The sequence below is a fragment of the Arthrobacter sp. ISL-85 genome (assembly GCF_018613675.1).
Lineage (GTDB): Bacteria > Actinomycetota > Actinomycetes > Actinomycetales > Micrococcaceae > Arthrobacter.
Genome location: NZ_JAGGPQ010000017.1, coordinates 173,910 through 191,773, shown reverse-complemented (window position 1 = coordinate 191,773; position 17,864 = coordinate 173,910). Strand labels below are relative to the sequence as shown.

The 17,864-nt window shown below is 61.4% G+C and carries 13 protein-coding genes; 8 read left to right on the top strand and 5 right to left on the bottom strand.

Going from position 1 to position 17,864, the window contains the following annotated elements; genetic code table 11:
• Nucleotides 1-395 precede the first annotated feature (395 nt).
• Entirely contained in the window at nucleotides 396-1,817 is a 1,422-nt protein-coding gene (gene dnaA, locus J7I84_RS14040) for a chromosomal replication initiator protein DnaA (protein ID WP_142131989.1), read from the bottom strand.
• A 470-nt stretch (nucleotides 1,818-2,287) separates the two neighbouring features.
• Here dnaA and rpmH point away from each other — a divergent pair, with 470 nt between their 5' ends.
• The 8 genes from rpmH (at nucleotide 2,288) to J7I84_RS14000 (ending at nucleotide 8,006) form a co-directional block, all read left to right on the top strand.
• Nucleotides 2,288-2,425 carry a 50S ribosomal protein L34 gene (gene rpmH, locus J7I84_RS14035; RefSeq protein WP_003800212.1) on the top strand — a complete coding sequence of 46 codons (138 nt, stop codon included), beginning with the start codon at nucleotides 2,288-2,290 and terminating at the stop codon, nucleotides 2,423-2,425.
• A gap of 40 nt (nucleotides 2,426-2,465) precedes the next feature.
• Nucleotides 2,466-2,876 (top strand): ribonuclease P protein component, encoded by a 411-nt coding sequence (gene rnpA, locus J7I84_RS14030; RefSeq protein ID WP_214945167.1) that lies wholly within the window; start codon nucleotides 2,466-2,468, stop codon nucleotides 2,874-2,876.
• The gene (gene yidD / locus J7I84_RS14025) at nucleotides 2,869-3,261 is read left to right on the top strand and encodes a membrane protein insertion efficiency factor YidD (protein WP_214945166.1); all 393 of its coding nucleotides are present in this window, start codon (nucleotides 2,869-2,871) and stop codon (nucleotides 3,259-3,261) included. Before rnpA ends, yidD begins: the two co-directional genes overlap by 8 nt.
• A gap of 15 nt (nucleotides 3,262-3,276) precedes the next feature.
• The gene (gene yidC / locus J7I84_RS14020; RefSeq protein ID WP_214945165.1) at nucleotides 3,277-4,242 is read left to right on the top strand and encodes a membrane protein insertase YidC; all 966 of its coding nucleotides are present in this window, start codon (nucleotides 3,277-3,279) and stop codon (nucleotides 4,240-4,242) included.
• Complete coding sequence (locus J7I84_RS14015) at nucleotides 4,242-4,805, top strand: R3H domain-containing nucleic acid-binding protein (RefSeq protein ID WP_214945164.1); 564 nt, start codon at nucleotides 4,242-4,244, stop codon at nucleotides 4,803-4,805. The genes yidC and J7I84_RS14015 overlap by 1 nt, the downstream gene beginning before the upstream one ends.
• An 18-nt stretch (nucleotides 4,806-4,823) precedes the next feature.
• Nucleotides 4,824-5,474 carry a 16S rRNA (guanine(527)-N(7))-methyltransferase RsmG gene (gene rsmG, locus J7I84_RS14010; protein WP_214945211.1) on the top strand — a complete coding sequence of 217 codons (651 nt, stop codon included), beginning with the start codon at nucleotides 4,824-4,826 and terminating at the stop codon, nucleotides 5,472-5,474.
• An 89-nt stretch (nucleotides 5,475-5,563) separates the two neighbouring features.
• The gene (locus tag J7I84_RS14005) at nucleotides 5,564-6,646 is read left to right on the top strand and encodes a ParA family protein (RefSeq protein WP_311381145.1); all 1,083 of its coding nucleotides are present in this window, start codon (nucleotides 5,564-5,566) and stop codon (nucleotides 6,644-6,646) included.
• Nucleotides 6,647-6,710: 64 nt separating this feature from the next.
• Entirely contained in the window at nucleotides 6,711-8,006 is a 1,296-nt protein-coding gene (locus J7I84_RS14000; RefSeq protein ID WP_214945162.1) for a ParB/RepB/Spo0J family partition protein, read from the top strand.
• A 4,356-nt stretch (nucleotides 8,007-12,362) separates the two neighbouring features.
• Here the strand turns inward: J7I84_RS14000 and trxA are convergent.
• The 4 genes from trxA to murJ form a co-directional block, all read right to left on the bottom strand.
• Nucleotides 12,363-12,689, bottom strand: a complete 327-nt coding sequence (gene trxA / locus J7I84_RS13995) for a thioredoxin (RefSeq protein ID WP_214945161.1) — start codon at nucleotides 12,687-12,689, stop codon at nucleotides 12,363-12,365.
• A gap of 36 nt (nucleotides 12,690-12,725) precedes the next feature.
• The gene (gene trxB, locus J7I84_RS13990) at nucleotides 12,726-13,682 is read right to left on the bottom strand and encodes a thioredoxin-disulfide reductase (protein ID WP_214945160.1); all 957 of its coding nucleotides are present in this window, start codon (nucleotides 13,680-13,682) and stop codon (nucleotides 12,726-12,728) included.
• Between the two features lie 212 nt (nucleotides 13,683-13,894).
• Nucleotides 13,895-15,535, bottom strand: coding sequence for a discoidin domain-containing protein (locus J7I84_RS13985; protein ID WP_214945159.1), 1,641 nt, complete (start codon nucleotides 15,533-15,535; stop codon nucleotides 13,895-13,897).
• A 163-nt stretch (nucleotides 15,536-15,698) separates the two neighbouring features.
• Nucleotides 15,699-17,831 (bottom strand): murein biosynthesis integral membrane protein MurJ, encoded by a 2,133-nt coding sequence (gene murJ / locus J7I84_RS13980; RefSeq protein ID WP_214945158.1) that lies wholly within the window; start codon nucleotides 17,829-17,831, stop codon nucleotides 15,699-15,701.
• Nucleotides 17,832-17,864 lie beyond the last annotated feature (33 nt).

Below are 17,864 nucleotides of genomic sequence, written 5' to 3'. Positions count from 1 at the left end.
GCTGACAGCTTAGCCGGAAGATCCGCGATTAACCCATCCCCAGAGTCCGCTCCTGCCTGGTGAGGGCCGGCAGGGCCCCTTGCCGGATGGGCGGGACGCTCTTGTTGTCTAAGGAATTTCGATTTCTTGGGATTAGTAGTGTTAATAACTGCTGTGGAAACTGTGGATAACCCGGTCCTGCCGTACGGCTCCGGGCTTAAGCCCTGTTCACGGATTGTGCGTTAAGGGGGTTTTAAACAGGGTGTGGATGGGGACAACGCGAAGGGCCATTTTTAACGATCCACAGGCGGCTTAAGGGTTTTAAGCCTATTAACCGCGCTTGTCCCCTTAACTATCCACAGCCTTATCCACATGGCCCTGTTAATAAGGTATAGACTGGCGGGCGCGGTGTGGATTCAGGAGTCGCGTTGCTGCTGCTTGATCCGGTTGGTCAGCTCGGTGACCTGGTTGTAGATCACGCGGCGCTCGGCCATCAGTTCGCGGATCTTCCGATCGGCGTGGATAACAGTGGTGTGGTCGCGGCCGCCAAGTTCCTGTCCGATTTTGGGAAGCGACATGTCGGTCAGCTCCCGGCAGAGGTACATGGCGATCTGCCGCGCAGTCACCAGCGTCCGGGTCCGGGATTTGCTGCACAGTTCTTCCATGCTGAGCTTGAAGTAGTCAGCTGTCTGCTGGAGGATCTGGGCGGACGTGATCTCCTGGGCGCCGTCGTCAGTGATGAGGTCCTTCAGAACCATTTCCGCAAGAGCTACGTCCACCGGCTGGCGGTTCAGGCTGGCGAATGCCGTCACCCTGATCAGTGCGCCCTCAAGCTCGCGGATGTTGCTGGAGATCTTGGACGCGATGTACTCCAACGCATCGTCCGGTGCCGACAAGCCCTCACTCAGCGCCTTTTTCCGGAGGATGGCGATTCGGGTCTCAAGTTCGGGCGGCTGGATGTCTGTCAGCAAGCCCCACTCGAAGCGGGACTTCATGCGGTCCTCGAACCCGGCCAGCAGCTTGGGCGGCTGGTCCGAAGTGATGACCACCTGCTTGTTGTTGTTGTGCAGGGCGTTGAAGGTATGGAAGAACTCCTCCAGCGTTCGGTCCTTGCCGGCCAGGAACTGGATGTCATCGATCAGCAGGACGTCCACATTCCGGTAGGTCGTCTTGAAGCTCGTGCCCTCGTCATCGCGGATCGAGTTGATGAAATCGTTGGTAAATTCTTCCGAATTTACGTAGCGGACGCGGATCCCGCTGTACAGCCGGCGGGCATAGTGGCCGATGGCGTGCAGAAGGTGGGTCTTGCCCAGACCTGAGTCGCCATAGATGAAGAGCGGGTTGTAGGCCTTGGCGGGTGCCTCGGCAACAGCAACGGCCGCCGCGTGGGCGAAGCGGTTGGAGGAACCAATCACGAAGGTGTCAAAAACGTACTTGGGGTTCAGCCGGCCGAATTCGTGGGATGTGCTGGGCAGCATTGGCTGCGGTTTCTGCTCGATGACCTGGTCAGGGGCGAAAGCAGGTTCGACGACGGGTTCGGGTTCCTCGTGAATGGGGACCAGATCGGTGTCCACGTCGATGGCGCAGCGGATGTCTTCGGAAAAGACGTTGTGCAGTGCATCATCAAGGGCTTCCTTGACCTGGGTCTGGAGCACCTCGCGGGTGAGCTCGTTGGGTACGGCCACCAGGAGCGTTGAACCGATGAGGCCCTGTGCCTGGGCGAGAATCACGAAGCCGCGCTGACGCGGGGATACGCGGTGGTCCTGTTCCAGCAGGCTCACAACCCGGCGCCAGGAACTTCCGACAGTATTGGCGTGGTTGGCTTCGTCTACTGTCATCAATCGGTTCCCTCAAAACTTGCTATCCCTGCATTGCCTGCAGCCCAAGTCCGGAACCACGATGCTGGCCCAGCAATAATCCACAGGGTTATGCACAGTCCGTGGATAATCGGCTACTGGGACACTCTAGGGGATGAAAAGCCTAGAAGATAGCTGGCTATCCGGCTGTGGATAATTACACGGTTGTGGTTCCGGAAGCGGCCCTGTGAGCCACTTCATCCACAGGCTGTTGGGGATACTTAGGAACAGCTGGGGACAGCGGTGAAGAGCTGTTCCGGTTTGACTCCGAGCTGCAAATTGCCCTAACGTTGTGAAGTCCTTTGTGTCCGCTTTTTGGCCCCATCTGAACATCCAAGCGCATCGCGCCTGGAGCAGCCGGGGGAAGCGTGCATATACAAAACTTAGCGTCGGCCAGTTCTTCCCCAATACTGATCGGGTGGGCGCACCTTTGATCCACTGGAGTAACTAACGTGAGCAAGCGGACTTTTCAGCCGAATAACCGCCGTCGAGCCAAGAAGCACGGCTTTCGCCTTCGTATGCGTACCCGTGCCGGCCGTGCCATCCTGGCAGCCCGTCGTGGCAAGGGCCGCACCGAACTGTCGGCCTAAATAACTGGCTTGTCGGTAGACATCCCTTTGCGAGTTTAAGGTGCTGGCCGCCCGCAACCGCCTGAGGACCTCAACCGATTTTTCAACAACTGTACGTTCCGGTGTCCGCAATGGGCGCCGGAACGTAGTGTTATATGCGGCAGCTATCGCTGCCGACGAACCCAGCCGGATCGGGTTCATTGTTTCCAAGAGTGTAGGGAACGCGGTGGTCAGGAACCTCGTTAAGAGGAGACTGAGAGAAGCAGGTGCTGCCTCGTTGCGCGAGCACGGGACGGGACTCGCTATCGTGGTGCGGGCGCTTCCTGCGTCCGCCTCCGCCAGCTGGGACCAGCTGCTGTCGGACTATAACGCTGCACTGGAATCTACGCTGAACCGGCTGGCCGGCCGCCCTAAGCAGGCTGCCGCCAAGGGTTCAGTCGATACAACACAGGAGGGGACACTGCGTGCCTAACGCCACCGCCGCCGTCGCCCGTTCCGGCAAGGTGATGTCCGCCGTCGGGAAGGTCCTCTGGAACCTGCCCCGCAACATCCTCATTCTTCTGCTGATCGCCTACCGCAAGGTGGTTTCTCCCTTGTATGGGCCGGTCTGTCGATTTTTCCCTTCATGCTCGGCTTATGCCCTCGAAGCGGTTACCGTTCATGGGGCCGTCAAGGGAAGCTGGCTCGCAGTGCGGCGCCTTGGTCACTGCCATCCATGGAATGCCGGCGGAGTGGACCACGTCCCCGCCGGCGGCAGGGTCTGGCCCGCAGGCCAGACCCCCACAATTGTTGTGCTGAACAATCCGGACAGGTACCTGGTTGCTCGGACTGATGAAGAAGGCCGCAGTGCGGCCTGACGAATAGGGATAAGTATGGACATCTTTGGGACAATAATTGCCCCGTTTAAATGGCTGGTTTCGTTCATCATGGTTGCGTTCCACGATGGCCTTAGCGCCATCGGGATGCCCGCCGCGAACGGCTGGACCTGGACCTTGGCCATCATCGGGCTGGTCTTGGTGATCCGTGCCGCCCTTATTCCCGTCTTTGTCAAGCAGATCAAGGCGCAGCGCGGTATGCAGCTGCTGCAGCCTGACCTGAAAAAGCTCCAGGAGAAATACAAGGGCAAGACGGACCAGCTGTCCCGCCAGGCCATGGCCCAGGAACAGATGGCCATGTACAAGAAGCACGGCACAAACCCGTTCTCGGCATGCTTGCCCATGCTGATCCAGATGCCCTTCTTCTTTGCGCTGTTCCAGGTACTCTCGGGAATCTCGCAGGCCAAGGACCAGGGCGCCGGCATTGGTGCCATGAGCCACGACCAGGTTGTTGAGTTCGACGCCTCCAGCATCTTCGGTGCCCCGCTGTCCGCAGCCCTGCTGCATGGAGGCGCCGGAAACGTTGCCGTGGTGGTGCTCTCGATCGTGATGATCATCGCGATGACTGCCTCGCAGTTCATCACCCAGAAGCAGATCATGGCCAAGAACATGTCTGAAGAAGCCATGGCCAGCCCGTTCATGCGCCAGCAGAAGATGATGCTGTACATCTTGCCGCTGGTCTTCGGCGTGGGTGGCATCAACTTCCCCATTGGTGTCCTCATTTACTGGACCACCACTAACCTCTGGACCATGGGCCAGCAGTTCTTCGTCATCCGCCGCATGCCGACGCCGGGATCCCCCGCAGCCAGGGCTCTCGCCGAACGCCGTGCCGCCAAGGGCCTGCCGGCCCTGTCTGTCCTCTCAGGCAAGCGCGATGAAGAAGCCGGCGCCGCCGGGTCTACCGCAGTTGAGATCAAGGGACAACGCATCCAGCCCCAGCGGAAGAACAGGAAGAAGAAGTAATGTCAGCCGAGAGCACCGAGCACGACTTTTCTGCAGGGATCGAGGATCAGGACGTGTCCGTGAGCCAGGACGATTCTTCCGCCAAAGGTTCCGCCGCCAGCCGCCTCGAGGAAGAGGGGGACGTCGCCGCGGACTACCTGGAGGAACTGCTGGACATCGCCGACATCGACGGCGACATTGACATTGAGGTCCGCAATGGACGGACCTACATCTCCATCGTCTCCGAGGAGGAAGTGGAAGGGCTGGAAGGTCTGGTGGGTGGCGACGGCGAAGTCCTGGAAGCCCTGCAGGAGCTCACCCGCCTGGCAGTTCTGTCCGCTACGGAGAACCGGTCCCGGCTTGTCCTGGACATCAACGGCTACCGGCAGGAACGTACCGGGCATTTGCAGAAAATCGCCGAGGACGCCGCAGCTTCCGTGAAGGAAACCGGCAAGCCGGTTGCCCTTGAACCGATGAGCGCCTACGAACGCAAGATTGTGCACGACGCCGTGGCCGATCTCGGTTTGGCCAGTGAGTCCGAGGGCGAAGGCGCCGGACGCCACATCGTTGTTTCCGCAGACTAGAGAATGACCCCAATAGTTATGGTTGACATCACGGCAGCAGAGCTTCGCGCTGCTGAGAAGATCTTCGGCGATCGCCTGGAGCTGGCCAAGCGCTATGTGGAGCACCTTGCCACTTCCGGGACGGAACGGGGCCTGATCGGGCCACGCGAGGTTCCCCGGCTATGGAGTCGCCATGTGCTTAACTGTGCGGTCATCGAAAGCGAGATTGCCCACGGGAGCCATGTGGCCGACGTCGGAAGCGGCGCCGGACTGCCGGGTCTCTGCCTGGCCATTGCACGTCCTGACCTGGAACTGACGCTCATTGAACCCTTGGAGCGACGCGTGATCTGGCTTCAGGAAGTGGTTGATGATCTTGGCCTGGACAATGTCACCGTAATGCGCACCCGCGCCGAGTTGGCTGTGGGGCTCGTGGACGCCGACGTAGTGACGGCCCGCGCGGTATCTGCCTTGGCCAACCTTGCCGGCCTGACCATCCCGCTGCTGCAAGGGCGGGGTGAAGTGGTGGCCATCAAGGGCCGTAGCGCGGGCGAAGAGATCGAAAAGGCGGCCAAGACCATCCGTAAGCTGGGCGGTGTCGAGACTTCGGTGCTGACTGTTGGGGACACCCTCCTGGAGGAGCCCACCACGGTGGTCCGCATCGTGGTGAACAAGTCCCAAAAGAAGTCCTAACGCGGGCCCGCTGACGGCTGTCAGCAGGCCTGAGCAGTTAGGCTAGAGAACGGCAGCAAAATTGGCTGAACGAGAGTGAGTGTGCCCCAGTGACCAGTAGTGAAGCCTCCGCACAACGGATCCCGCCGTTTGTGTCCTTGGGGTCGGCACGTTCTGTCGCTGGGTCGGGACTGGCCGGTACAGCCATGGCTCCTGGTCGGGGCGGAACTCACCCTAAGACAGTTGCCTCCCCCTCTTCGGGCAATGCCGTTTCACGTGAAACAACCGCGGCTGGTCGTTCAAACGTCATTGATGCCATCGATGACACGAGTCCTATCGCCCGTGAGCTGGCCCATGAGACTAAGCGCCGTGAGCGCTTGATGGGACGAAACCTTCCGCGTCCTGATAACACTCGGATCTTCACCGTATCCAACCAAAAGGGTGGGGTGGGCAAGACCACCACCACCGTGAACATCGCTGCCGCGCTGGCCGCTGCTGGACTGAACGTCCTCGTGATCGATATCGATCCGCAGGGCAATGCTTCCACCGCTCTGGGAATTGAGCACCATGCCGACGTGGACAGCATTTATGACGTATTGATCAATGACGTCCCGCTTGCTGACGTCGTGGCCCCGTGCCCGGACATCGGAAAGCTCATCTGCGCGCCGGCCACCATCCACCTCGCCGGCGCCGAAATTGAACTGGTGTCCCTCGTTGCCCGGGAGCAGCGTTTGCGCCGTGCCATCGATGTCTACGCGAAGACGCGTGAGAAGAACGGCGAAGAGCGCCTGGACTACGTGTTCATTGACTGCCCGCCGAGCCTGGGCCTCCTTACGGTCAATGCGTTTTGTGCGGCTGGCGAGGTGCTGATTCCCATCCAGTGCGAGTACTACGCGCTGGAAGGGCTTAGCCAGCTCCTCAAGAACATTGAGATGATCCAGAAGCACCTCAACGCGGACCTTGTTGTCTCGACCATCCTGCTCACCATGTATGACGGCCGTACCAACCTTGCTGCCCAGGTGGCAGCGGAGGTGCGCCAGCACTTCCCTGAGCAGGTGCTCTCGGCCGTAGTTCCGCGTTCGGTACGGATTTCCGAGGCTCCGAGCTACCAACAGACGGTCATGACGTACGATCCTTCCTCGAGTGGTGCCCTGTCCTATTTGGAAGCCGCTGCTGAAATAGCCGAACGCTAGAATCTTCAATACCGCAACGCACGGAGCCAGGCTGGCCTGGCTCTACCACTGGAGGGATTTACCCATGAGCGAGAAGCGACGGGGCCTAGGCCGCGGTCTTGGCGCGCTGATTCCTAGTTCCGCTGCAGCCAATGGGTCCTCTGGAAACGGCGGGGCGGTATCCCGGCCGGTGGATTTGTTCTTCCCTGAGGGACGGAAGAAGACTGAACCGTTGGAGCAGCCCTCTGTGCCTGTGGCTGCCCGGATGCAGGATGAGGATTCTTCAGACGGTGCCCCGCGTCGATCCTCAGCTCGATCAGGAGCTGCTGAGCCCGCCGTGGATAGGGGCGCTGCTGATGAGAAGAAGACTCCTCCTGCAGCAGCTGCGGCTCCCGCGAAAAAAGCTCCTGCCAAGAAGCCGGCCCTTACTGACATCAAGGCAGAAGCTGAGTCCACCCCTTCGATGGAGATACCTGCTGCTGCCGAGGTGGTAGTTGGTAACGCCGCCACCGACGCACCCGATATGGTGCGTCCTTCGGATTCCGGCATTGAGCTCGTGGAGGTTCCGGGTGCCCGCTTTGCGGAGATCTCCGTCGGGGACATCCATCCCAACCGGAAACAGCCCCGTAGCGTCTTCGACGAAGACGATATGGCGGAGCTCGTTCACTCAGTACGTGAAATCGGTGTCCTGCAGCCAATTGTGGTTCGTACTTCAACCGAACAAGGTAGCGAACCCTATGAGCTTGTCATGGGTGAACGCCGTTGGCGTGCTGTTCAGGCAGCGGGGCTGGAAACGATCCCAGCAATCATCCGGGACACCACGGATGATGATCTTCTGCGGGATGCCCTTCTTGAGAACCTCCATCGCAGCCAGCTGAACCCCTTGGAAGAAGCCGCGGCTTACCAGCAGCTCCTGGAGGACTTCGGTACCACCCATGAGCAGCTGGCTGACCGAATCGGCCGTTCGCGGCCGCAGGTGTCCAACACACTCCGCCTCCTTAAGCTGCCGCCGCTGGTGCAGCGTCGCGTCGCCGCCGGGGTGCTGTCAGCCGGCCACGCCAGGGCGCTTCTCTCGCTTCCTGACGCAGCAGCCATGGAGCGCCTGGCCCAGAAGATCGTTGCTGAGGGCATGTCTGTTCGCGCAACGGAAGAAGCAGTCACTCTGTACCAGGACCCTGCGAAGCCAGCCAAGAACAACATTCCCCGGCCGGGCGCAAGGCATGAGAGGTTGGATTATCTGGCCTCGTCGCTGTCCGACCGCTTGGACACCAATGTCAAGATCTCTCTCGGCGTGAGGAAGGGCAAGGTCAGCATCGAGTTTGCGAGCGTTGAGGACTTGAACCGGATCATGGACGTGTTGGCTCCCGGTTCCTCCAACTAGGTGTGGTGAAGGGCCCGATTCTCAGGAATCGGGCCTTTTCTGTTTCTACCGACCGGAATTGGGTGGCACGCGGTGCGTGGGTGGCCTGAGGCTTAGCAGTGTCCCCCGACGCCAGACGGTCAGCTTATTGGCGGCAACGCTTTCCCGTCACACCAGGAGTCATGTTCCGTCTCGCGTGCGCTGGCGTTCAAGGCCGGCAACTTGCTACGCCCTCCAGTGCGGATGCTTGGTGCGGTGCCGTTTGGTGCCTTGCTTGAAATTTCCTGTCAGTGGGTCGGCGCCCCTTGTGATGTTTCACGTGAAACGACGGGGAATTCCTGAGCCGAGCTGCGTGCTCCTGACGCACCTGCGGATGGGCCTACTCCCCCGCAAGCGATGCCTGCACGGGCCGGGTTTTAGATGTCACCGCACTAGTAGATCCACTCCGGCGGTCTTCACTTTTGTAGGTAAGCAGCTGCACATTGTCGTTCTATCTTCTGACGGCAACCTTGGCGCGCCCTGCTGGCCATGGACAGTGGTTTTGCGGAGTTCGTTGCGACACGGTAGTCCGGAAGAGACGCTGCGGAGTTTGAAGCCGGTGGGGCGCACTACACGGTCGATGTTGAGGCAACTGAAGTGTGCACACGCGAGATATCTGCAGATGTGCAGTAGCTGAAGGCAGCGGCCAAAGTCGAAGCGTGAGCCTTGGCGTGCCTCCATCCCTTTTGTCGCCCCCTTCAAGCAGCACATCCTGACGCCGTTCGAGCACCTGGGCCTCCTCAGGGAAGGAATTGGGCTTAATGCCGCTTGCCGCCGAGGCGCCTTCGCTGACTACGATCTCGTTGTCGAAGCTGGTCCTGCAAGTGTCCGCCCGGAATTGCGGTCATCGGCTGGCAATTGCCCCTGTGTCTAGCCCGAGGTTGCTCGGCGGCGCACCAACACTGGTATGCAGGGTCTTTCACCGAGGGCCAGCCAGCGGTGCCTTGCCTGCCATACCCGCCGGGGTGCCGTATGTTTCATGTGAAACTCTGGACGGCTGGGGTTGCGGAATGCTGCGTGCAAAGTAATCGCAATGCCTCTGGATCCCGGCCTGCGTGTTTGGACTCACCAGAAATTGACTTTGTAGCGGCTAGAGCGATCTGCGCTGCTGTCGCCACGGCCAGACCTTGGGGCCTGGAAGGGTGCAAGCGCGGACAGATGGAGGCGTTGCAACGTATCTTGCCGTCCGGTGTTTCACGTGAAACGGTGATGCAGTGCCCCCGCAGCGTCCGTGCAGTGTCCCTCTCTCCCCGCCGGCTTCACTGCGCTGCAGGAGCAAAGGCGTCCTACGAGGATCTGAAGGCCTCTGCACTGCAGCCGGGGATGGATATTGACACTCGTTTAGACGCTTTCCCCCACCCGGGGGCCGCCGGCTCTCGGCTGCGTCCGTTCCGCCGTCGGTATCCACGGTCTCGTCCCGAAGCAGTATTGGTCATGACGTACGCGGAGCGCCCCAATGCGCTACAGGTGTCCTTGGCTCATCCGCATGGATCGCAATGCTTCCAGTGAACTTCCCAGTGTTCTCGACCCCTCCCTCAGCTAGCTGCCGCATTGCGTGCAGTGGCACCCGGTGTCCTACGCTTTGGTGGTCGCTCTGCCTAGTGCTGAGCCGTTGGGGCGGTAAGGATCCGTGGCTCATAGTCAGGACTGGTCTGGCCCCTGGTCCGCGTCGGCGGTTCTCGTGGGACGGCGTGCCCCGTTCCTACAGACTCCTAGCCCAGAGCGCCGTTGTTTGGCGGCGTTGGATGCTGGGGTCGGCAAGCGATGTGGTCCAGGCGGGGGTTCTTAAGTCGACGACGTTCTGAGCGCCACTGACTAGTAGCTCGGTCGCCGCGCTGGTTCACCACCGAGCCCGGCCGGCAGTTGGCGGGTGCCTGTAGGTTGCAGGGTGTGAAGCAAGGATGCCTTCCTCCGCTGGTTTCGCCTGCCACGTATCGGTAAGCCTCAGGGCGCCTCGAGCGTTCTTTTCAAGTTGCTATGCCGGTGGATATCCCTGTGGATAACGCTGTGGATATATGAAGGCCACTGTGCCATTGATGGACGCACTGATTCTTGTAAGACAGGCCCGTCGTACCCGCTCACCCTCTTCTCACCGCCGGCGTGGACCTCCGGGGTGCGTACCGTTTCACGTGAAACAGCAGCGACCTGCGCAACTAGGGCAGTTGAAGAGCGCTAATCGCTCGTTACGAGGTGTTTTCGCCTCACCAAGACTGCGACCACGTGTGAGCTGCGAGCTACTGGCGGCGTTTGTGGTTCGTATGCCCGCTCGCGCGGTGCGTGATACTGACCATATCTGCGCCCCCGTAGCCCTGACTCATGGCAGGTAGACCGCGCTTGCCTGTGGAAAAGGCTGTGGAGAGGCAGGGTGGGTAGCGGTGGATAACCTTGTGGATAAGGTCGAGCACTGAAGGCGGGACCCTTGGGGTCTTCCTGCGGCGCAACCTGCACCGCGGAGTCGGCAGGGCCCTCTGTGGCGGTGATAGGGGCCGATCGGGTGATATGGGCAACCGCCTTCCTCTATAGAACGTATAAATATCTCGAGGCATAGAAATGAAGCCCCGTGATCTTCCTTAAGCACAACCAAGGGCACAGGGTGGCGTCTTCAAACCTATGGGGGCGGTTCACCTTGACCAATGGTGACCGCCAGGGCATGACCTCGTTGGGTGTGGCGGCCTGCAAAAGCCCGACGGCCGTTCCCTGAACGGCTCTCCGTTTTCCCCATCCAGGGCAGCTAGCGACGAAAAGCAGACGGCACCTGTCCGTGTAGGTACGAGTGCCTCGCCAGCTTCGCTTGCAGGAGCAGTTCCCCGTCACCGGATTCCTTGCTTGGGGCCAGGACTAGGATAGTGCAATCAACAAGAGCACAACGGCAACCTCCAGTTAGGCCGCCATAGGTGCTGCCTCGGCTTCTCGTACACGTTGACGCGCAGCACACGGGTGATTGTTTCACGTGAAACGTCCGAACCTTTGGGGCTTCCTCGCTGGCTACCGTCTCCGCGCAAGCCGGTGTTTTACGTGAATCACGGAGTCCTAGATGGGCCAACTGCACGCTATACCGCGGTGGAGGTCTTAGGCCGTGTGTAGTTCGGTCAGTCGTTACTGTGGGCAGCCGCTGGTACTCAATCTCTCCTGGACAGTTGGAGCGTACGATTGTGCTGACTTGTGGGGTGCACCGGTCATGGAGCTATAGCAGATCGAGGCAGGAAGATGGAGACCGGCCAGCCAGGCAAGTGGGCTTGGTCGTCATCTTTCCCTACAAGATTGGGTTATAGACCGTTTTGCTGTTGGTTGCGCTCTTTCGCAGCAGGAATAGGCCAGCACCTTCCAACCGTGCCTATGGCTAGCAGTGTTGCGCTGCCTGATTGACCGTCCGACGCGGCACCCCATCTTTGAGCACAGATAGGGCCTATGGATCCTTTGCGTCAGAGAGGTTTACTCGCGCGAGTCGCGCCTGCAGACTGCAGGTCGCCGTACTACACGTTTAGGACCTGCTGTAACAGTCGCGGTGCATCACCAGCTATGCCCCGGAGGGCGGACGGGAGAGCTCATGCCTATAATGTTTCGAACTCCCCGCGCGCCATCAGGTTCCTCCCCCTCCAGGTCACTCCGACCCGCCTCACGGCATGCAGCTGCACTCTCTCGAGCTATTGACGATCCAACAAAGGCACCGCGGCCTGGATTGACTGAGCGACCCTACACGTCCTGATAGTCGTGGGAAAAGGTCCGAATACTTTTGCTATCTGTTTCCCTTCGGTTCTGCGTGCGGTTCTGCCCGCACGGCCTGAGCGCAACCCCTGGATGCAAGCAGTTTCACGTGAAATAGCTTCCAGGAGACTGCGTAGAAGCGGAATTGGCAGGAGGCCACGCTGCGCCGACCCCAGTCGATGTTGCATCCTGCTGAGTGGGCTGCATGCCTCCCGGCTGGCGCCAGAGCCTACCTCCGGGCGTAGGACAACATGTGAAAGCGACGATTGCCTAGGAGTGCAGAAGGCCGAACCTCAGATGGTCCCGGGTAACCGCCGACACCGACCATGGCCGAGTTGGATGGCCTCGCAGGCCAGAGCCCGTCCGTGATGATGAGGTCTGTTCTCCCAGAAGGCGACAAGAGGGCAACGACGATCACTGTTTCACGTGAAACATAGACGTGCAGGAGCAGCAAGTCTTCGACTCTTCATCTTGCTTACCGACCAAGAGAGTCCATATATTCTGGCGGTGCGCCCACAGCCCTGTATGCCCGGGACATACAAAAGTGGCCACCGCCGAAAGGCGATGGCCACTCCACAACCCCGTCCCTGCACTAAACCTTGAGGTCAGATGGCAGTCCGGGGACGAAAAGCGTCAGGACAGGACGTCCGAGAACTCTTTTTCGAAGAACTGCTTCGGCTTGGCACCAATAACGGTGTTCTTCACCTCACCGCCCTGGAAGAGGTAGACGGCAGGAATAGAGGTGATGCCGTACTGCGCTGCGATTGCAGGGTTGTCATCGACGTTGACCTTGACCACGTCCACTTTCTCGCCATACTCAACGGAGATTTCGTCCAGGATGGGCCCGAGCTTGCGGCAAGGGCCGCACCACTCGGCCCAGAAATCAACGATTACCGGCTTGTCGGCGGACAGGACATCAGTACCGAAACTGGCATCAGTTACATTTTTAGCGTTGCTCATAACCTTATCTTTCTCTCGAATCAACAGTTGCGCAGACTACGCGTTCAGGTCTGCGAGGTAATGCTCCACATCGATAGCCGCCACACACCCCGAACCCGAGGCAGTGATCGCCTGCCGGTACGTGGGATCCACGACGTCACCGGCTGCAAAGACGCCAGGGAGGCTGGTCCGGGAACTCCTCCCCTCGACGGCGATGGTCCCCTCCGGGGTCAGCTCCAAGACACCCTTAACCAGGTCGGTACGGGGGTCATTGCCGATAGCCACGAACACGCCTGTAACGGCGAGATCGGACACTGACCCGTCCAAGAGGTTCTTTAACCGCAAACCGGTGACCTTGTCCAGTCCCAGGATGTCATCCACGGTGCTGTTCCAGACAAATTTGATCTTGTCGTGCGCGAGAGCACGGTCGGCCATGATCTTCGAAGCCTTCAGCGAGTCACGGCGGTGAACAACCGTTACGGACTTCGCGAACTTGGTGAGGAACAGGGCCTCCTCCATCGCCGAGTCACCACCCCCGATGACAGCTATGTCCTGATCCTTGAAAAAAAAACCGTCGCAGGTTGCACACCAGCTAACACCGTGTCCCGAAAGCCGCTTTTCGTTGGGCAGGCCCAACTCGCGGTAGGCAGAACCAGTGGAGAGGATGACTGCCTTTGCCTTGAAGGTCTCCCCCGTACCGATGGTGACAGTCTTGACGGGCCCGTCGAGCTCCAGGGCAGTCACATCCTCGAACTGGATGTCCGTGCCGAACCGCGCCGCCTGCTTCTCGAAGTTTTCCATCAGGTCCGGGCCCATGATGCCCTCGGGAAACCCGGGGTAATTCTCCACGTCCGTGGTATTCATCAGTTCTCCGCCGGCGGTCACCGAGCCAGCCAGCAGCAAGGGTTTGAGGTTTGCCCTGGCCGTGTAGACGGCTGCCGTATAGCCCGCGGGGCCCGAGCCCACAATAATGACGTCGCGAACGTCCGACGCCGTCTTCTCTTCGATGGTCACTGGACCGTGAACCTCTTCCTTGTTCGACTCGCCTCCCCGTGGAGGCCGGCCACATGGCACAACTGCGTCGGCATGCTGAATATTCCAGCGCCCAGGCAACGTAAGCCATTGCGGAAGACAGAGTTCCAGTGGCCGGAGGGCACTCTTTCGAGACTACATTCCCTGCTGCTGCGGGCCTGATTGCAGCAGCAGGGTGCCGTGGTGACGAAGCTCTACTGGACCTTGATCTCAGCAAGCCGGAGGCCGTAGCCATACCGGGTCTTGGGCGCCGCAAGCTTGGGCAGGGAGTTAATGGAGACGATCACGTACTGCGCCTGGACGGGTTCCGGGAGGGGCATGTTCAAGTCAGTGGATGTGAAGCTGTTCGTTCCCACTGCCTTGGCTCCGTCCATGGAAGGCCGGTCGTTGGTGTAGACGGTGATGTTGCCACCCGATCCTCCGAGCTGGGAGAGCGTGATGGCGGAGATGGTGGCGGTGCCCTTCAATTTCACTACGAGCGGGACACCCTGGGGTGCCAGACCGCCCCAGTTCTCCGTCGCGAACTCCATGTCCGACCAGTAGCTGGCGGCGTTACCGTCGTATGCCTTGATCAGGTCGCCGTCGAACGTGGCGGCGAAGTCGAAATTCCCCTGCCTGGTGACGCTCTCGATGACCGGCGGAACAACAGGGGGCGCGGACGGAGCTGCCTGCGTTGCCGGCGCAGAGGCCTGCGGTGCAGTGCTGGTAACAGGCGCAGCAGTAGGCTTGGCCTGCGGTTCCGACGTGAAAAGGCTTCCGAGGTTGGTGACGGCGAAGATCAGGCCGGCAATCAGGACAACAGCCAGTAGACCGCCCACCAGCCAACGCATGGATCGGGGCTGGTTTTCGGACTCTTCCTGGTCATCGTTGTAGTCATCGCGGTCAGCAAACGAGACACCGGTGGCAGCGGGTGCCGCCGCACGGGCGAACAGGGCTGACTTGCTCTTGACCGGGCGCGGCTCCTGCGGGGCCTCATCAATGTCCTCGTACGGCTCCTGGTCCCCAGCCTGGGCATAGTCGTCGTTGGACCACAGGGACACCTTCGGCTTGCGTTCCGCAACGGATGGCTGGGCCTCTGCCGAAGAGTTGCCCGCAGGAGCAGTATCGTTCGGGCCAGTGTCTGTATCCGCGGAGCGTGCCGGCCCGGACGCGGTTGCAGGGTTATGGGCGATCGGCTGTGCAGCAGTGGCATTAGGGTCTATCCGGGAGGCGCCCGTCCCCGTCTTCGAAGCCGCGGCGGCACCGGAAGCCGCGGTAGCACCGGCGGCACCAGCAGCAGCGGCTGCAGCCGCTCCGGTCCGGCCCGTCGGTGCGGGCTGCCGGGCAGCGGGACGGACAGGAGGCCTGGGCGGGACGTCCGGAGCTGAACGGTAGGGATCAACCTGGTTAGGGTGCGAATCGGCGTAGCTGATGTAGCCTGCCTCGACGTGGTCTTCTTCGTCGTACGGCTCGGGCTCGTGCGACCGCGCCTGCCCGAAAATCTCGCTGCCCAAGGTGTCGGTGAAGAACGGCTCCACGTACGGCGGGCTGGGGGCCACCACCAGGTCCAGCAGGTCGGCGGCGGAAGTGTGGTTTGTGATGAGGTAGGTGGCGTCCTCGGTCACGCCAAGGTCCAGGACCTGCACCGTTCCGGGACGTTCGCCGGTGGCCACTTCACGGGCACTCTGCGCAACCTGTTCCGTGTTCTCCGGCCCGGCAACCAGGATGCTGACCGGGCGGTTGAGGACCTGGTCCACACCGTCCAGCACCAGATCGTGGTCGTGCGAAGCCAACACTGTGGCGGTGACCTTGTACCGGCCGCCCAGTACTGATCCGACATCGATCGGGTTGGACACGTGTTCCTCCTAGACTGTCCGGGATCGCCGGCCTCGATGACGCAACCGCCCTTCAGGCGCCGCGCACGGCAAACCCTGAATGCAACTACCCCTGTACCTGTTCGATCCTAGCCGATCCGCTACGGACGGCCGCGGAGAAGACGGCCGCCGGGACACACATGGGCTACTTTCTGCGCTTCCGCCGGCTGCTGAAAAATGGGTTCTCGCCGGCCTTGCCTTGGTAGGTGCGCCGGCCGGGAAGTGGAATCTGTTCACTCAGCAGGCCGCCCCGTGCGGTGCTTGGCTGGTCCTCGCCCGGCAGGTAGGCTCCTTCGGCACCCTGCCGCGCACCGTCGTCGTACGTGTCCTGGCGGCGGGCCCCTCGTTGGGGATCTGGGCCGGCACGGAAGGACACGGCGTCGAACTCCCCGGAAATTCGGGGAATGAGGCCGGTGTCCACGGATGTTGTGGCCCGTTCCGGGCGGTCAGCGGAGGGACCGGCGGAGGGAGAGGGCGACGGCGCGTCCCCGGCTTCCGGAGCGGAAGCCGGGCCACCCCGGCCAAACCTTCCCAGCAGGGGCCGGAGCATGTCGCTCAGTTCAGAGACGCGGAACACGCGAAGGAGGAGGAAGTAGACGGCCAGCATGACCGGGCCCGCCACCACGAGCGTCACCAGCGCCTGGAGGCGCCCGCTCCACGCGAAGCCGTCGGGGTTGTAGCTGCCCATGAGCCACAGGGCAACGGCACCGGCGATGGCCGAACCCAGGGCCGCGTACCCCATGCGGATGTACGAGTTGGCAATCCGCGGACCGTCGAGGCTGCCCAGCATGCGGCGCAGGAAGAATGCGCTGATGACCACGGACAGGATGTTGCCCACCATATACAGGACGGCGACTGCGTAGATGATCCGGCCCACCGGCAGGAACTGGATGGCGAAGGCGCCGGCCACGTACACCACGGCGAGGAGCAGCTGGACGTAGAAGGGCGTGCGGGCGTCCTCGTTGGCGTAGAACACGCGGGACATCATGAAGTTGGCACTCATGAACGGGGTGCTGAGGGCCAGGATGGTCAGCGTCTGGGCCAGCATGACGCCGTCCTGGCGCAGGCCGCCCGAGAAAAACATGCCCAGCGGACCTGCCAGGGCGAACAGCGCCAAGGCACCAAAAACAGTGGCTACGGCCATGGTCCGCAGCCCGTGCGACAGGGCATCCCGCAGTTCCGCCCGGTTGCCCTCCTGGGAGGCTCGGGTCATGCGGTTGAACAGCACGGTGGCCAGGGACAGCGCAATGATCGAATGGGGCAGCAGGTACAGCTGGCTGGCGACTTCAAGGACCGCGTTGCCGGGAAGGGTGGACGCCGAGGGGTCCCCCGCCTGCTGCAGCCGGATACGCTCCGCACCGGGGATGGTGGCGATACGCATGACATACAGGAAGGCCAGCTGCCCGACGGCGGCCGTCAGGAGCGTCCACACGCTCAGCCTGGCCGCGTGGCCCAGGCCCACGCCGCGCCAGCCAAAACGCGGCCGGAGTCCCAGCTTCAGACGGAAAACCGGCACCAGCAGGATGGCAGTCTGCGACAGCACACCAATGGTGGAGAACCCGGCGATCAGCAGCGTCTGCGTGGACCCCCAGTTGTCCAAAGTGTGCCGGCTGAACTCGTTGGTGCCGAAAACCCAAATGAACATCCCCAGGCCTGCGATGGCCACCACATTGTTCAGGATGGGCGCCCACATGGCAGGGCCGAACGCGCCGTTGGCGTTCAGGACCTGGGTAAGCAGGGCGTAGAGGCCGTAGAAGAAGATCTGCGGGAGGCACCAGAAGGCAAAGGTGACCGCGAGGGCTTTTTGCTGTGGCGAGTAGCCCTGGGTGGTCAGTTCGATGACCCCCGGTGCCGCCAGGGTGACCAGAGCCGTCAGGCCGAACAGGAGCAGGACAGCGAGTGTCAGCAGCCGGCTGATGTAGTCCGCTCCCCTGTCCGGGGCCTTGCTGGCCTTGATGATCTGAGGTACCAGCACGGCGTTGAACACGCCGCCGGCCACCAGGAGGAAGATCAGGTTGGGCAGGTTGTTGGCGTTGATGAACGTGTCATTGACCGTTGAACCGAGGCCCAGGGCGGTGCCGAGCATCCAGGTCTTGCCGAAGCCCAGGAAACGGGACACGAGCGTACCCGCAGCCATGATGGCGCTGGAACGGGTCTCGCTGACGCCTGCCGCTGCGGGCTCCGCGAGGTCCGGGGCTGCCGGCTCTGGGGGCACGCCGTCAGGTGCGGCGTCATCGGGCCGGCCGGACCGGTCGGAAGGAAAGTTGGTAGCTGACATCGACTTCATCGTCTCACCCGCCGGCACTTAACA

Excerpts from the sequence above, each read along its gene's own strand:
- dnaA (WP_142131989.1), bottom strand. The coding sequence starts at position 1,817 with ATGACAGTAGACGAAGCCAACCACGCCAATACTGTCGGAAGTTCCTGG.
- yidC (WP_214945165.1), top strand. The coding sequence starts at position 3,277 with ATGGACATCTTTGGGACAATAATTGCCCCGTTTAAATGGCTGGTTTCG.
- J7I84_RS14015 (WP_214945164.1), top strand. The coding sequence starts at position 4,242 with ATGTCAGCCGAGAGCACCGAGCACGACTTTTCTGCAGGGATCGAGGAT.
- rsmG (WP_214945211.1), top strand. The coding sequence starts at position 4,824 with ATGGTTGACATCACGGCAGCAGAGCTTCGCGCTGCTGAGAAGATCTTC.
- J7I84_RS14000 (WP_214945162.1), top strand. The coding sequence starts at position 6,711 with ATGAGCGAGAAGCGACGGGGCCTAGGCCGCGGTCTTGGCGCGCTGATT.
- trxA (WP_214945161.1), bottom strand. The coding sequence starts at position 12,689 with ATGAGCAACGCTAAAAATGTAACTGATGCCAGTTTCGGTACTGATGTC.
- murJ (WP_214945158.1), bottom strand. The coding sequence starts at position 17,831 with ATGTCAGCTACCAACTTTCCTTCCGACCGGTCCGGCCGGCCCGATGAC.